The following is a 15,799-nucleotide window of genomic DNA, read 5'->3' as shown; positions in this document are numbered from 1 at the left end:
TCCGTCAGGCCACTGGCAGCATCAGATAGGTGCGCGCCACCAGATTGCCCAGCTCGAACACGCGCGCGAGGAACTGGGTCAGATAGCCATGTAGACCGCTTTCCAGGATCTGCCGGATGTCGGCATACAGCAGCTCGGCGCGCAGCTTGCCGGCGAAGCGTTCGCACTGGTTCGAGCCCGAGGTGCGCAGCATCGCAAGATTGGTGCAGACGCCGTCGAGCGAGGCGAGCAGCGAGCGCGGCATCTGCTGATTGAGGATCATCAGCTCGACCACGCGCGCGGGCGTGATGACGTCGCGATACACCTTGCGATAGATCTCGAGCGCCGACACCGAGCTCAGGATCGAGGTCCAGTAATAGAAATCCTCGAGCTGGCGCGCGGCATCGCGCGAATTCGGCTCGACATTGGCGAAACGCACATCGAGAATCCGCGCGGTGTTGTCGGCGCGCTCCAGATACGTGCCTAGCTGCGTGAAGAAGAACGCGTCGTCCTGCAGCGCAGTGCCCATCGTCACGCCGCGCGACAGATGCGAGCGGAATTTGACCCATTCGAACAGCAAACCCGGATTACTCGCGGCCTGGCCGCTCGAGAGCCGCTCGTTGAATTCGAGCCACGTGTCGTTGATGGTTTCCCACCACTCGGTCGTCAGCGTGCCCCGCACCGCCCGGGCGTTTTCGCGCGCGGCCTGCAGGCACGAATGAATGCTCGACGGATTGCTCGCGTCGGCAACCATGAAGTCGAGCACGTGGTCGCGCGTCGGTTCGTCGTAGCGCTGCTCGAAGGCGCTTTCGAGCTCGGAGATGCGCAGCACCGAGCGCTGCGCGCGGGCCTCCTGTTCGGGCGTCTGCGGCAGCAGTTGCGCCTTCAGGTTGATGTCGAGCATGCGGGCGGTGTTCTCCGCGCGCTCCATGTAGCGGGCCATCCAGAAGAGGTGATCGGCGGTTCGGCTAAGCATGACGGCGTTCCATGGCTGAGATCTGAACGCGCGAGGCCTTCGTCAGCGACGAAGGTCCGCGCTGGTTATCCGTTAAGCGCCAGCGGCGCATCAGGTTGCGTGCGTCGCGCCCTGCTTTGCTCTGTTGCGAGCGAGGCGAGAAACGCGGCGGCGATCGCGTCAGTCGACCATCCAGGTATCCTTGGTCCCGCCTCCCTGCGATGAATTGACGACGAGCGAGCCCTCCTGCAACGCGACGCGCGTGAGGCCGCCCGCCACCATCGTGGTGGTCTTGCCCGACAGCACGAACGGCCGCAGGTCGATATGGCGCGGCGCAATGCCCGACTCGACGAAGGTCGGGCACGCGGAGAGCGCTAGCGTAGGCTGCGCGATATAACCGGCCGGACGCGCGATCAGCCGCTCGCGGAACGCCTCGACTTCGGCCTTGGTCGACGCTGGGCCGACCAGCATCCCATAGCCGCCCGCACCATGCACTTCCTTGACCACCAGCTCCGGCAGATGCGCGAGCGTATAGGCGAGATCGTCGGGCTTGCGGCATTGATAGGTCGGCACGTTGTTCAGAATCGGCTTTTCGCCGAGATAGAACGCGATCATGTCCGGCACGTACGGATAGATCGATTTGTCGTCGGCGATGCCGGTGCCCATCGCGTTCGCGAGCGCGACGCGGCCGGCGCGATACGCGGTGAGCAGACCCGGCACGCCGAGCGCCGAGTCGGGGCGAAACGCGAGGGGATCGAGAAAGTCGTCATCGACGCGCCGGTAGATCACGTCGACGCGCTTCGGCCCCTGCGTGGTGCGCATGAACACGTAGTTGTCGTCGACGAACAGATCCTTGCCTTCGACGAGCTCGACGCCCATCTGCTGTGCGAGGAACGTATGCTCGAAATAGGCGGAGTTGTACATGCCCGGCGTCAGCACGACGACGATCGGATCGTCGACGCCTTCGGGTGCGACCGAGCGCAGCGTATCGAGCAGCAGATCGGGATAGTGCGCGACCGGCGCGATGCGGTTCTGCACGAACAGCTCGGGGAAGAGCCGCATCATCATCTTGCGGTTTTCGAGCATGTACGACACGCCCGACGGCACACGCAGGTTGTCTTCGAGCACATAGAACTCGCCCTCGTCGCCGGCGCGCACCACGTCGACGCCCGCGATGTGCGCGTAAACACCGAGCGGCACGTCGACGCCCTGCATCTCGGGGCGATACTGCGCATTGGTATAGACCTGCTCGGCCGGCACGATGCCCGCACGCACGATGTTGCGATCGTGATAGACGTCGTGGATAAACAGATTGAGCGCCTGCACGCGCTGCCGCAAACCCGCTTCGAGCGTCTGCCATTCGCCGCGCGGAATGATGCGCGGAATCAGATCGAATGGAATCAGCCGTTCGGTGCCTGACAGGTCGCCGTTCACCGCGAAGGTGATGCCGACGCGCCGGAACAGCAGGTCCGCTTCCGCACGCTTGCGTGCGATCGCTTCATTGCCCTGACTGTCCAGCCATCGCTCAAAGCGCGCGTAATGCGGCCGTACGCCATCGTCGTGATGACGCATCTCGTCATAGCATCGCATGTCAGCCCCTGTCTTGTTGTCAAATAGAAGGCGAATGCGCTGCGCATTCGGTACTCGACCTTCAATCTAGCAAGCGCTATGCCATTGAATTTGTCGTGATAGAGCGTGTTGACGTGCACGCTAACGGCGCATCCGCAGGGCAGCGCAATGCCTTGATCGTACTGCCGTGGATCATGATGCGCCAGTCAGGTGCGCACGCGCCATCAGGGAGCGCACTATCAGACGCGCGATGGCTGTTTCGCCAATGGATTCGACGGGTACTACGAAGCGTGCGCATAAAAAAAGTCCCCGTGGATTCGCCTCCACGGGGACTTCGATCACCTGCATGCAGGCGCTAATTCAAGCACTCAAACGTCAGGCATGGTTAAACGCAAAAGCGCCATGCCGACACCTGAGCGGAGCGAGCAACGCGCTTAGGCCGATGCTGCGTCCTTCAGCTTCTTCAGCGCGCGTGCCTTGATGCGCACGCTTGCCGGCTTGGCCGGGAACCAGCGCTCTTCACCCGTGAACGGGTCCTTGCCGAAGCGCTTCTTCTTCGCCGGCACAGCCTGCACGACGATCTTCAGCAGACCCGACAGCGTGAATTCGCCAGCGCCCTTCTTGTGCACCGTGCCGAGGATCGTGTCTTCGAGCGCGGCCAGCACAGCCTTGGCGGTCTTCGGTTCCACTGCAGCGCGTTCAGCGATGTGAGCTGCCAACGAGGCCTTCGTGAAGGTGTCCTTGATCGGCGACGGTGCGCCAGACGCCTTCACGGCGACCTTCTTGGCTGCGACGGCTTTCTTCGCAGGGGCTTTCTTTGCAGCAACCTTCTTGGTCGGTACCGGGGCAGCAGCCTTCTTGGCCACCTTTTTTGCGGAAGTCGGCATGTTTCTCCTACCTGTTGTGGTCAGTGAATTGCTCGAAGCGCACACCGCATGTGCACGCTTCAACGCCGGATTCTACAAGCGCTCAAGCGATTTGCGCGACTCTTTTATGTATTGGGATCAAGTTTTTTGCGCGGCACCGACACTGCCATACGTTTTAGCACCTGTTTTAGCGGGTGAAACGCACGCGGAGAGGTCTCTACTATGCATGCGTAACGCACGTTACAGTTCGTTTCGGCGGCGGCTTCGAGGCGGTTGCCGCGGAGCGGCCTGGCATTTTCGCCCCATGAATCAAGGCATTTTCTTCGTTTGACACGTCAAAGGACGCATGCCCCGCAACGCTTCGACGATGCCTGCGCCTCGCTTGCGGCCCGCTTCGTTTCAGCGTGCAATGCGCGGCAGGATGCCGGCGAGCGTCGTCAGAGCCGAGTCGATATGCTCGGCCGTGATGCTGCCATAGCCGAAGATCAGCCCAGGCTGCGGCGTCACGCGATAGTGAAAAGGCGCGAGTCCATAGAGGCCGATCGACGCTTGACGCGCCGCGGCGACGAGCGCCTCCTCGCCGAGCGAGGCCAACGGCCCCTTCAGCCGCGCGGCCAGATGGATCCCGGCAGTCGGCACGATCGGTTCGAACCAGCGCGCGAGGCCCCCTTGCAGATGCTCGAGCAGCATGACGCGCCGCGCCGCATACGCCTTGTGCATGCGCCGCAGATGGCGCGCGAAGTCGCCATTGAGCATGAACGACGCGAGCGCCGTTTGCGTCAGCGTGCAGCCGTGACCATCGGCGATCTGCCGCGCCTTCAGCAGCGGGCCGTGCAACGACGCCGGCGGCACCACGTAGCCGATCCGCAGCTCGGGGAAGATCGTCTTCGAAAAGGTACCCACGTATGCAACGAGGCCGGCGCGATCGAGGCTCTTCAGCGGCTCCATCGGCCGGCCTTCGAAACGGTACTCGCAGTCGTAGTCGTCCTCGATGATGACCGCGCCGCGCTTTTGCGCCCATTCGAGCAGCTCGACGCGACGCTCGAGGCTCATCGGCATGCCTAGCGGGAACTGATGCGAAGGCGTCACGTAGACGAGCCGCGCCTTGTCCGGCAGCTTACTGACGATCAGGCCTTCGCGATCGACCGGAACCGGCACCACCCGCGCGCCCGTCACCGTAAAGCATGCATGCGCGGGCGGGTAGCCGGGGTCTTCGATCGCCGCAATTTCGCCGGGCCGCAACGTGATGCGCGCCATCAGATCGAGCGCGTGCTGCGCGCCCTGCGTGACGATCACGTCTTCCCAGTTGCTCGACACCGCGCGGTTGAAGGCGAGGTAGCGCGAGATCGCGAGGCGCAGTTGCTGGTCACCGGCCGCCTCGCGATAAGTGCCGGGGCTGCGCGCCTGGCCGCGTAGCGCGTGATTCACGCAGCGGCGCCAGACGTCGAATGGAAACAGCGTCTTGTCGATCACGCCGCCGACGAAGTCGAGCGGCGACGGCACCGACGGCCGAGGCAACGGCAGGCTGTCGGGCATCCGCTCCCACAACGGCTGCGCACGCGCGGCGGCCTTCGCTTGCGCCGCGGCCCGCTCGCGGGTGCGATCCGCCGCGCGCGCCTGCGCGGAGCGCTCCGCGGGCAGGCGTTCGAGCCCGTCGGCGACGAAAGTGCCCGAGCCGGCCCGGGCGCTCAGATAACCCTCGGATAGCAAGCGCTCGAACACGTCTAGCGTGGTCTTGCGCGACACGCCGAGCTGCGTCGCGAGATCGCGCGTGGACGGCAGACGCGTGCCGCCGGCAAGGCGTCCTTCGAGGATGCCCGCGCGCAACTGACGATAAATCTGTCCGGACAGATCGTGATGACCTTCGACCGCGATGTGAATGTCCATTCGGGTGGTTACCTCAAAGAACGGCAAATGGTCATCTTTAACGACCAGTAGCGAACGTAAGCTTACCTCCTCGGACGCCCATCCGGGCGCCCCCGACATTCACGAGGACACTCCTATGCAAGCACGTTCAGCGCGTGCGAATGGACGACGCGCGAATGCATGGAAGCGGTGACGCTGCTGATCGTTGCGATCAACGGCTGGAACCGGATTACGGTGTCGTTCAGGAAGATGCCGGAGTAAGCGGCGCGCGCCTTCGTGGCAGCGTCAGAAGATCACGGAGACAGCCACCGCGAGCCAGATCGCGGTCACGCCCGAGAGAAACAGATGCCGCGCGATGCGCACGCGTGAGTCGCTGTTCTCCGGCTCGACGGGACTCGTCGCCATCCACGGCACGAGGCCGAGGCACGCGAAGCCGGCCAGCGCGAGTACAAAGACCACGATGTCGGCCTTGTGCCAGGCGGTCGGCTCGTACATGCCCCAGTAGCCGAGAAACACGATGCCGATCGAGAACACGGTCGCCGAAGCGGCACTGAGCGCGGGCACCGAACCAGTTGGAGTAGGCATGCTTGATCTCCGATCGTCAGGTTGCGGCGGCACGCCATCCGCCCGATCCGCGTTCGCGCCGGCCGCGGCGAGCCGTCAGGAAGTGCGGGTCTGGCGCGCTTCGTACGTCTTCAGATGACTGTAGGCGATGCGCAGCAGCGACAGGCCGTGCTCGCCCTTCTGCGCGTCGCCGCCGCGCGCGATCAGGTCGCCGAGAATATGATCCGCCTCGGTATGCGAGTGGTTTTCGACGTCGCGCAACATCGATGCGGTCAGCGGCGACGGCGTCAGCAACACCTGGGTGGCGCGCGCGTCGAAGTCCGCGTCCATCGTGAAGCCGTTGTGCTCGGCCACCGCGCGGCATTCGCCGAGCAGATTCTCGATCACGCGCTTGCCGTCAGGCGCAGCCAGAATATCGCCGACCGAACCGCGCATCAAGCACGTACTCCCGGCCAATGTGGCCAGAAACACCCATTTCTCCCACATGCGCAGCAGGATGTTGTCACTCACCGAGACGTCGAAGTTCGCGCCGGACATCGCATCGGCGATCGCCTCGGTCCGCTCCGACATGCCGCCGACGAGTTCGCCGAACGTCATCGCGTGCAAGTCGTTCAGATGCACGATGTGCTGCTCGGCGTTGAGCGTCGCGGCGATCACGCACTGGCCGCCGAGCACGCGCTCCTTGCCGAAGCGTGCGATCAGCACGTCGATATGGCGCATGCCGTTGAGCATCGGCAGAATCAGCGTCTCTTCGCCGACGAACGGCGCGAACGAATCTATCGCGTCGTCGAGGCTGTAGGCTTTGCAGCTAAGCAGCACGAGGTCGAACGGTTCGGCGGCGACACCGGCGAGAATCGTCTTCACGTCGCGCAACCCGAGATTGCCGCGCGGGCTGTTGATAACGAGACCCTCGCGCTGTAGCTTTTCCGCGCGACCGGCGCGTACGAGGAAGGTCACGTCCAGCCCCGCCGCCGCCAGGCGTCCGCCGAAATAGCCGCCTACCGCCCCCGCTCCGACTACCAGAATCCGCATCTTGAGCCTCTTGAAAGATTTCAATGTTGGCGATCATGCGCGTCGCTGGCGGACGCATCCTGAAGGCGCCGCGTACGCGGTGCTTGTGCAGGAATGTAGCAAAGATTGCGGATCGGTTCCGGATAGGATTCACTCCTTGACGCGCATGCGATCAACGCCGCATGTCCTGTTTGCCTCACTGCCCCGCCGCCACCGTTTCCCCCTGATCCCACCCGCCGCCGAGTGACCGGTACAACGCAATCGCCGAAAGCGCGTGCTCGCGGCGCGCCTGATTCAGCGACTCCGAGTCCCGCAGATACGCTTCCTGCGCGTCGAGCACATCGAGGAAGCTCGACGCACCGCCCTTATACAGCTCGGTCGACAAACGCAGCGCGTGATTCGACGCATCGAGCGCACCGCCCAGACGCTGCACCTGCACCGCGCCGCTGACAAGATCGCTGCGGTTGTCCTCGATTTCCTTTAGCGCCTGCAACATCGTCTGCTGCAAGCCGAGCTGCGATTCGCGCATGCGGCTCTCGCTCGCGTCGATGTTCGCGGTGATGCGTCCGGCGTTGAAGATCGGGCTCGTCGCATTCAACGCGGCGCTGAACAGATTGTCGGTCAGCGTCGGCAAACCGAGGTACGACGACGCGAGCAGTCCATTCGTCAGATTGATCTTGAACTGAGGATAGCGCTGCGCTTTCGATACCCCTACTTCCGCCGCGCGCTGCTCGACGAGCGCATACGCGGTGCGCACATCGGGCCGATGCAGCAACGCGTCGGACGGCAACACGAGCGGCGCGCTTTGCGCGGGCACCGGAATCTCGCGCGCGTCGGACAGCACCAGCGTATCGACGCTTTCCGGCGTTCGCCCCGAATACACGGCGATCAGACTCAGTTGATGCTGCACCGCCGATTGCACGCGCGGAATCTGCGCCTGCAAATCCTGTAGCTGATTCAGCGCACGGGAGACGTCGAGCTGCGTCGACAGGCCGTAATGCAGGCGCTCCTGCGTGAGCTTCAGCGCGCGGCTGCGAATCTGCTCGTTGTCGTCGAGGATCTGCAATTGCGCCTGCGCCCAGCGCAGATCGATATACGCGGCTGCCGCGTTCGCGGCGAGCGCGAGCCGCAACTGGTTCAACGCCGCTTCACTGCCCGACACCTGCGCCTGCGAGGCGAGCACCGCGAGCCGTTCGCCGCCGAACACGTCAGGCGTCCAGCTCGCGGCGAGTCCGAATCCGGCCTTCCGCACATAACCGAGAGGCGGCGGCGTGTTCTGCCGCTCAGTCGACGCGCCCGCGTTCGCATCCAGCTCCGGCACGAGCGCCGCGCGATTCTGCGTCACCAGGTCCTGCGCCTGCTTCACGCGCTCGGCCGCGGCCTGCACGTCGAGATTGCCGGTCAACACCGACTCGATCAGTTGATGCATGACCGGGTCGCCGAATTGCGCCCACCACGCGCCGGTGTTCACGCTGTCTTGCGGCGCGTCGACGCTCCACGCGGCCGGCGCGAGCGTCTGCACCGTATGCGGCAAATCCGCGTGCGTCGCGGGCTGCACCGCACAGGCCGCGAGCGTCAGGAACGCCGCGCTCGACACTAACTTCATCATCATTCGTTTCATGGGGGGTCTCCTAATGGGCATCGGGCGGCGGTGCGGTATTGCCGAACGGGCGCGAGAACAGGACGCTCAACAAGCCAACCACGAAGCACAGCGCAACCGCCAGAAAGGCGTCGGAGAATGCCTGCACCAGCGCTTCGCGCATCAATGCCGCGTGCAATTCGGCGAGCCCCGCATTCGCGGCGTTCAGGACATCACCACCAACGGCCGCCAGATACTCGGCCTGCTTCTGCAAGATCGATTCGACGACCGGACGGCCCGCATTCAAATGTTCGTCGAGCCGTTCGTAGTGGAGGTTCAGACGGTCGTTCAACATCGTGCTGCTGACCGCGATGCCAATCGCACCACCGAGATTTCGCATCAGATTGAACAGCCCGCTCGCGGAGCGCAGCCGCGACGGCGGCAAAGCGCCGAGCGCCATCGTCACGATCGGCGGAATACAGAATTGCTGGCCGATACCCCGCAGCGCTTGCGGAATCAGCAACTGCTGCCAGCCCCATTGGTTCGTCAATGGCACGTACAGATAGCAGCCGATGCCAAACAGCGCGAGTCCAAACACCATCAGCATGCGCATATCGACGAAGCGCGCGAGCGTCGAGTAGGCGGCGAGCGCGAGCAACTGGAAGCAGCCGACGGACAGCAGCGCAAGGCCGATCTGCAACGAATCGAAGCCGCGCACGCGCGCTAGAAACACCGGCGTCAGAAACACGGTGCAGAAGATGCCGATCCCGGTGATGAACGACAGCAGGCTGCCGATACCGAAGTTGCGCAACGCCAGTGCGCGCAGGTCGACGATCGGTTCCTTCGCGGTGAACGCATGCACGATGAACAGAAACCCGCAGATCGCCGCGAGCCACGCGCACAGCACGATCACATCGTCGCCGAACCAGTTCTTGCGCGGCCCTTCTTCGAGCACGTATTCGAGGCAGCCAAGAAAGCCCGACATCAGCAGAATGCCGAAGTAGTCACCCTTCTTCAGCAGCGACAGATCGGCCCTGTCGATATTTACGTACTTCGGCACCAGCAGCGTGACGGCAACGCCCGGCACGAGATTCAGATAGAACAGCCAGTGCCACGACCATTGCGACGTGATCCAGCCGCCGATCACCGGCCCGATCGTCGGCGCAAGCGACGCGAGCGCACCGATCGTCGTCGATGCAATCAGGCGCTGCTTGCCGGGAAACAGCACGAACGCGGTCGTGAAGACAGTCGGGATCATCGCGGCGCCGAGCGCGCCTTGCAGACCGCGAAACAGGATCATCGAGTTGATGTCCCACGCTAGGCCGCACAGCATGCTGGTGAGCGTGAAGCCGAACGCGGAGAACGTGAAGACCCAGCGCGTCGAAAACACGCGCGTGAGCCACCCCGACATCGGAATCACGATGATCTCCGCGATCAGATACGAAGTCTGCACCCAGGAGAGTTCATCCTGACTCGCGGACAGTCCGCCGCCGATATCACGCAGCGACGATGCGACGATCTGGATATCGAGCGTCGCCATGAAAAAACCGAGGCACATCAGCGCGAATGCGAAGACCTTGGTGCGGGTCGGCTGGTCGGCGGGGTTGTCAAAAGCGTGAGTCATGACCGGTTCATCCCTGCGCGGCCGGATGGCCCGCATCGACGTGCACTTTCACGGTCGCGGACAGGCCCGGACGCAGTACGCCCTGCATGTCCTTCGGCACGTCGAGGCGCACGCGCACCGGCACGCGCTGCACGATCTTCGTAAAGTTGCCGGTCGCGTTTTCCGCGGGCAAGACGCTGAAGGTCGCGCCGGTCGCCGGTGCAAGACTGTCGACCACGCCATGCAGCTTGGTGCTCGACGCGTCGAGTTCGATATCGACGCTGTCGCCCGAATGCATTTTGCGCAGCTGATCTTCCTTGAAGTTCGCGTCGATCCAAAGACCGCTCGCCGGCACGACGGTCAGCAGCGACACGCCGGTGTTGGCGAGCAGCCCAACCCGCGCAGTGCGATTGCCGACATAGCCATCGATCGGCGAGCGGATCGTCGTGTACTCGACGTTCAACGCGGCGACGCGCTGCGCGGCCTGCGTGGTCGCGATGCGCGCTTTGGCGTCGCCGATCTGCGCGTCGAGCACCGCGATCTCGCGTTGCGCCGCGAGCAGCGCCGCGCTGCTGCGATCGACCGCGGCGCGCGCTTTGGTCAGATCGGCGTCGGCCTTCTCGACGACCTGGTTCGACACCGCGTCGTCTTTCACGAGCTCGCGGTAGCGCGTCTGGTCGGCGGCGCTGCGCGTGAGCTCCGCTCCCGACGCGCGGACCTCGGCGGCCTGCTCGTTGATCGCCGCGAGTTGCAGTGATTTTTTCGCTTCAAGTTCGGTGACGGCGGCCTGCGCGCTCTCCACTTCGGCGTTGGCCTGGGCGAGGCGTGCGTCGTAGTCGCGGGCATCGAGACGCACGAGCACCTGGTTGGCGTGCACGAACTCGTTGTCGTGCACGAGCACGTCGGTGACGAAGCCGTTGACCTTCGGCGCCATCACTGTGACGTCGCCGCCGACGTACGCATCGTCGGTGCTCTCGACGAAGCGGCCGACGAAGAACCAGTACGAGGCGGCCAGCGCCAGCACGACGAGAACGGAGAGGATCGCGAGCAGCATCCACGGAATACGCCGCGCCTGTCTGGCGGGTTGCACCACGCTCGGCGGCGCGACGGTCGAAGGAGTTGTGGACATGATGTCGATATGTGCGTATGCACTCTTCAGATTGAAAAAAACGGCGCAACGCGCCGGCCCTCCGCCATCTTCAGCGTTTATGTCAAAGCGTATCTCGGGTGATCGCAAACAGCTCAGTGCGCAACGCAGCCGCGCGCTCCTCGCCGAAGCGGTGTTCGAATTCGGCCTGCGCGGCATACCAGTGCGCGCGGCCCGCGTTCAGCCGCGATTGCCCTTCGGCGGTCAGCGAGATCAGCAGCGCGCGCGCATCCGCGCCCATCGTCTCGCTCGACACGAGCCCGCCGCGTCGCAGCGGCTGGATCGTGCGGACCAGCGTGGTGCGCTGCATGCGCATGGCCTCGGCAAGCTGCTTCATCGTCATCGGACCGGTGCGCTTCAGGCGCCCCAGCAGCGAATACTGCGTGATGGTCAGCCCGGCATTCGACAGATGCCGGTCGTAGATCTGCGATACGTGACGCGCGGCCTGGCGGATCGCAAAGCAGTCGTCGTCTAAAAGCGCTTCCATTCGCTGCTCTTCCCTTGCTCGTTAGTGCATATGCACATTAAGCGTCGCAATAAACCCGCCGAAGCGGGTTACTACAGGCGATCTAGTCGGTGATGCTGAACAGCTCGGCGCGCAGGGTCTTTGCGCGGGCGCGGCCGAACTTCTTTTCGAATTCGTCCTGCGCGGCGCGCCATGCGACCGCAGCCTGATCGAACGTGGTCTCGCCCTTTTCCGTCAGGCTGAACAGCAACGTGCGGTTGTCGTGGTCCGCCGGTTCGGCCAGCACGAGGCCGTCGCGCTGCAACGGTTTCATCGCGCGGACCAGCGTGGTGCGCTCCATGACCATCGCGTCCGCGAGCTCCGCCATAGGCAGGTTCGGTGTGCGCGCGAGCTTCGCGAGGATCGTGAACTGCGCAGCCGTCAGCCCGACGCTGCCGAGATGGCGCTCGTAGATCTGCGTGACGTGCCGTGCCGCCTGGCGCAGCGCGAAGCAGTTGCATTCGTCGTAGGAGATAGGACGGTTCATGCAGCGAAGTTTATGTGTGCATATGCACGTCGTCAAGTTTTTCTGTTAGCAGCAGGTCAATGCCTCGCCCGTTGCGCTTCGGCGACGGACAGTTTCCGGCTTGCCAGCCGCGAATGATATGTTATAACATTTCTCGAAACTGATGCCCTGGTTCGCCTTTCCTTCCCCTGCCGTTCAGGGGCGAGGTGGGCGAGCTTTTGCCGAACATTTCTATTCATCGACGCATCCTGCACTGAGCGAGCAACAACAATGAAAAAACGCACCCTGGCCGCGCAGGCGGCGATCGTGTTCTGTGCCGGCGTTTCGAGCGCATGGGGAGCGCCCGGCGGCAACGCAGAATTCACGGGCACGGTCTCCGATCCCGCTGGACAGCCCGTCGCTCACGCGAAAGTGCAGGTACAGGACGCGAGCGGCGCCTCCGTCAGCACGTCGAGCACGGACACGGCAGGCCATTTCTCGATCGATGGCGTGGCGCCCGGCACGTACGCGGTCGTCTTCACCGCGGCCGGTTTTGCAAGCGGCAGCAGTATCGCGACCGCCCAGTCCGGCGCCCCGGCGAGCGTCAGCGTGCAACTGCAAAAAAGCGACACGCTCGACGTGCAAGTCAACGCCCAACGTCTGAACGCGGCGCGCAACGGCTTGCTGCCCGAGACGGGCAGCAGCGTCTACCGCTTCACGCAGGCCGATATCGACACGATGCCGGCGGGCGCGAACACGCCGCTCAATCAGGTGCTGCTGCAAGCGCCCGGCGTCGCCAGCGACTCGTTCGGCCAGTTGCACGTGCGCGGCGAGCACGCCAATGTGCAATACCGGATCAACGGCATCATCATCCCGGAGCCGATCAGCGGCTTCGGCCAGTCGCTCGACACGCGCATCATCGATCAGATGAACCTGCTCACGGGCGCCCTGCCCGCGCAGTACGGCTACCGCACGGCCGGCATCGTCGACATCCGCACCAAATCGGGCGACACGGGCAGCGGCGGCTCGATCGACGTATTCGCCGGCAGCCATCAGACCGTCAAAACGAGTGCCGACGTGTTCGGCAGCGAGGGACCGTTCAGCTACTACCTGAGCGGCTCGCTCGGCATGAACAATCTCGGCATCGAGAATCCGACCGCGAGCGCCAATGCGATTCACGATCACACGCGCCAGGGCAATGCGTTCGGCTATCTGTCGTATCTGATCAATCCGCTCACGCGCGTGAGCCTTTTGTTCGGCGCGACCAACAACCAGTTCGAGATTCCGAACACGCCAGGACTGACGCCGAACTTCGCGCTCGCAGGCCATAGCACGTTCGACTCGTCGCAACTGAACGAGACGCAATCGGAGCTGAACAATTTCGCGGCGCTCGCGCTTCAGGGCACCAACGGCGGCGCACTCGATTACCAGGTCGCTTTTTTCACGCGCTATACACGCACGAAGTTCAACCCCGATCCGATTGGCGACCTGATGTTCAACGGCGTCGCATCGGAGGACTTTCATAGCAACACGGCCAACGGCGTGCAGGTCGATACGACCTGGCGCGTCAACGACAGCCACACGGTTCGCGCGGGTATCTTCTTCCAGCAGGAGCACGCGGTATTCGACAACAGCGTGACCGTCTTTCCCGCCGACGCGGACGGCAACCAGTTCTCCAACGTGCCCTTCAACATCCAGGACAACAGCAGCAAGACCGGCTATCTGTACAGCCTGTACGCACAGGACGAATGGAAGCTGACCGACCGGCTCACGCTGAACTATGGATTACGCTACGACCGTATGGACGAGTACACGAGCGCGAGCCAGTTGAGTCCGCGCGTCGGTCTCGTCTACACGGCCACGCCGTCGACGACGCTGCACGTCGGCTACGCCCGCTACTTCACGCCGCCGCCGTTCGAACTCGTGTCCGGCTCGACGATATCGAAATTCGACGGCACCACGAATCAGAGTTCGACGACCCAGAACGATCCTGTACAGCCGGAACGCAGCCACTACTTCGACCTCGGCATCACGCAGAAGCTCGGCTCTGCCGTCACGCTCGGACTCGACGCGTACTACAAGAAATCGACCGACCTGCTCGACGAAGGACAGTTCGGCCCCGCGCTGATCTTCACGCCGTTCAACTACCAGTACGGCAGAACCTATGGCGTGGAATTCACCGCCAGCTACAAACACGACAACATTTCCGCGTATCTGAACCTCGCGTATAGCCGCGCGCAAGGCAAGAACATCAACTCCGCGCAGTTCAACTTCAGTGCGGACGAACTGGCGTTCATCTCGAACCACTGGGTGTTTCTCGATCACGACCAGCGCGTGACGGCGTCGTTCGGCGCGACATACGACTTCCACCAAACCACCTTCACGTTCGACGGTATCGTCGGATCCGGCCTGCGCAGCGGTTTTGCGAATACCGACCGCCTGCCCGTCTATGCGCAGTTCAACTTCGGCGTGATCCAGCACTTCAACGAGCCGACGATCGGCAAGGTCGACGCACGTCTGGTGGTGATCAACGCATTCAATCGCGTCTACGAGTTGCGCGACGGTTCGGGCATCGGCGTCGGCGCGCCGCAATACGGTCCGCATTTTGCCGTCTATGCGGGCGTGACCAAGTACTTCTGATCGACGGCTGGGAGAACCATCATGCAGGAATGGACAGACTTTATCGCGGCGATGCGCACCGGCGGATGGATCATGTATCCGCTCAGCTTGCTCGGCGTGCTCGCATTGACGATCATCATCGAGCGGGCCTATGTATTCGCCCGCTTCGCAAGCGCGCCGGCGCGTCTTTGGCAACCCACGTCAGGCGATGACAACCGTCTCGAAGATCTCGCCCCGCATCACGCGTTCCGGCGCATGGCCGCGCCGTGGCTGCCCGAGTCGGACTCGCCGCTATGGCTGCGCGAGGCGTCGGCACAATCTGTCGCCTCACAGATCGAGCGCGATATGGGCCGCGGTTTGTGGCTGCTCGAGACGATCGTCACGGCGGCGCCGCTGCTCGGCTTGCTCGGCACGATCGTCGGGATGATGAAATCCTTCCAGCTGTTCGGCGGCAATGGGCTCGTCGATCCGGGTGGTGTCACGGGCGGGGTAGCACAGTCGCTGGTAGCGACTGCGATCGGATTGATCGTCGCGGTTCTCGCGCTGTTCGCGTTCAACTATTTTTCACGGCGGCTTGAGCGTCTGATGGATGAACTCGAACTGTTCGCCAACGCGCGCCTCAGCGCGCTGCGCCTGCAACACGAGGCGCGGGGAGAGCGCGGATGAAACTCAAACGCTCGCGCACCTCGCGGCGCGGCCGCATCGAAATCATTCCGATGATCGACGTGATGTTCTTTCTACTTGCGACGTTCATGCTCGCCTCGCTGGCGATGCAGCGGCTGGACGCAGTGCGGATCAACCTGCCTTCGGGACGCGCACAGCCGATCAGCGCGAGCGAGCCGCTGACGATATCGGTAAGTGGCAACGACGAGGTCGCGGTCAATCGCCATGTCGTTCCCGCGGATCAGATCGAGCCCGAAGTAAAGCGCCTTCTGCGCGCGGACGGCAACGTCGTCATCACGGCCGACGATCACGCCGGTCACGGCGCGGTCGTGCAGGCGATGCTCGCGGCCCGACGCGCGGGGGCCGAACACTTTCTGATCGCCGTGCATCGTGATTAAAGGTTGCCGCGAGCCGCTAGAGGAGCACGG

The 15,799-nt window shown here is 63.6% G+C and carries 14 protein-coding genes; 3 read left to right on the top strand and 11 right to left on the bottom strand.

Annotation, left to right across the window (positions count from 1 at the left end):
* Positions 1-4 precede the first annotated feature (4 nt).
* The 11 genes from L0U81_RS18585 to L0U81_RS18535 all read right to left on the bottom strand — a co-directional run bounded on the left by L0U81_RS18585 (position 5) and on the right by L0U81_RS18535 (position 12,131).
* The gene (locus L0U81_RS18585; RefSeq protein ID WP_233804998.1) at positions 5-955 is read right to left on the bottom strand and encodes an alpha-E domain-containing protein; all 951 of its coding nucleotides are present in this window, start codon (positions 953-955) and stop codon (positions 5-7) included.
* A 159-nt stretch (positions 956-1,114) separates the two neighbouring features.
* Positions 1,115-2,524: a circularly permuted type 2 ATP-grasp protein gene (locus L0U81_RS18580; protein ID WP_233804997.1), complete on the bottom strand. Its 1,410-nt coding sequence runs from the start codon at positions 2,522-2,524 to the stop codon at positions 1,115-1,117.
* A gap of 413 nt (positions 2,525-2,937) precedes the next feature.
* A complete protein-coding gene (locus tag L0U81_RS18575) occupies positions 2,938-3,390 on the bottom strand; it encodes an HU family DNA-binding protein (protein WP_062131567.1) in 453 nt (150 codons plus the stop codon).
* A 378-nt stretch (positions 3,391-3,768) separates the two neighbouring features.
* The gene (pdxR, locus tag L0U81_RS18570; protein WP_233804996.1) at positions 3,769-5,256 is read right to left on the bottom strand and encodes a MocR-like pyridoxine biosynthesis transcription factor PdxR; all 1,488 of its coding nucleotides are present in this window, start codon (positions 5,254-5,256) and stop codon (positions 3,769-3,771) included.
* Positions 5,257-5,520: 264 nt separating this feature from the next.
* Positions 5,521-5,820, bottom strand: coding sequence for a hypothetical protein (locus L0U81_RS18565; RefSeq protein WP_233804995.1), 300 nt, complete (start codon positions 5,818-5,820; stop codon positions 5,521-5,523).
* 75 nt (positions 5,821-5,895) lie between these two features.
* Entirely contained in the window at positions 5,896-6,831 is a 936-nt protein-coding gene (gene panE, locus L0U81_RS18560) for a 2-dehydropantoate 2-reductase (protein WP_233804994.1), read from the bottom strand.
* A 175-nt stretch (positions 6,832-7,006) separates the two neighbouring features.
* Entirely contained in the window at positions 7,007-8,431 is a 1,425-nt protein-coding gene (locus tag L0U81_RS18555; RefSeq protein ID WP_233804993.1) for an efflux transporter outer membrane subunit, read from the bottom strand.
* Positions 8,432-8,441: 10 nt separating this feature from the next.
* Positions 8,442-10,013, bottom strand: a complete 1,572-nt coding sequence (locus L0U81_RS18550; RefSeq protein WP_233804992.1) for a DHA2 family efflux MFS transporter permease subunit — start codon at positions 10,011-10,013, stop codon at positions 8,442-8,444.
* 7 nt (positions 10,014-10,020) lie between these two features.
* Positions 10,021-11,121 (bottom strand): HlyD family secretion protein, encoded by a 1,101-nt coding sequence (locus L0U81_RS18545; protein WP_233804991.1) that lies wholly within the window; start codon positions 11,119-11,121, stop codon positions 10,021-10,023.
* 82 nt (positions 11,122-11,203) lie between these two features.
* Entirely contained in the window at positions 11,204-11,626 is a 423-nt protein-coding gene (locus tag L0U81_RS18540; protein WP_233804990.1) for a MarR family winged helix-turn-helix transcriptional regulator, read from the bottom strand.
* Between the two features lie 82 nt (positions 11,627-11,708).
* On the bottom strand, positions 11,709-12,131 hold the full coding sequence (locus L0U81_RS18535) for a MarR family winged helix-turn-helix transcriptional regulator (protein ID WP_233804989.1): 423 nt from the start codon (positions 12,129-12,131) through the stop codon (positions 11,709-11,711).
* A 249-nt stretch (positions 12,132-12,380) separates the two neighbouring features.
* Here L0U81_RS18535 and L0U81_RS18530 point away from each other — a divergent pair, with 249 nt between their 5' ends.
* From L0U81_RS18530 to L0U81_RS18520, 3 genes are read left to right on the top strand one after another with little or no spacing between them, the layout of a single operon-like run.
* Positions 12,381-14,729, top strand: coding sequence for a TonB-dependent receptor (locus tag L0U81_RS18530; RefSeq protein ID WP_233804988.1), 2,349 nt, complete (start codon positions 12,381-12,383; stop codon positions 14,727-14,729).
* Between the two features lie 21 nt (positions 14,730-14,750).
* Positions 14,751-15,374, top strand: a complete 624-nt coding sequence (locus L0U81_RS18525; protein WP_233804987.1) for a MotA/TolQ/ExbB proton channel family protein — start codon at positions 14,751-14,753, stop codon at positions 15,372-15,374.
* Entirely contained in the window at positions 15,371-15,769 is a 399-nt protein-coding gene (locus tag L0U81_RS18520) for an ExbD/TolR family protein (RefSeq protein WP_233804986.1), read from the top strand. The genes L0U81_RS18525 and L0U81_RS18520 overlap by 4 nt, the downstream gene beginning before the upstream one ends.
* Positions 15,770-15,799: the final 30 nt, after the last annotated feature.

This window comes from Paraburkholderia sp. HP33-1 (genome assembly GCF_021390595.1).
Classification (GTDB): Bacteria; Pseudomonadota; Gammaproteobacteria; order Burkholderiales; family Burkholderiaceae; genus Paraburkholderia.
This window is presented reverse-complemented; position numbering and strand designations above follow the sequence as displayed.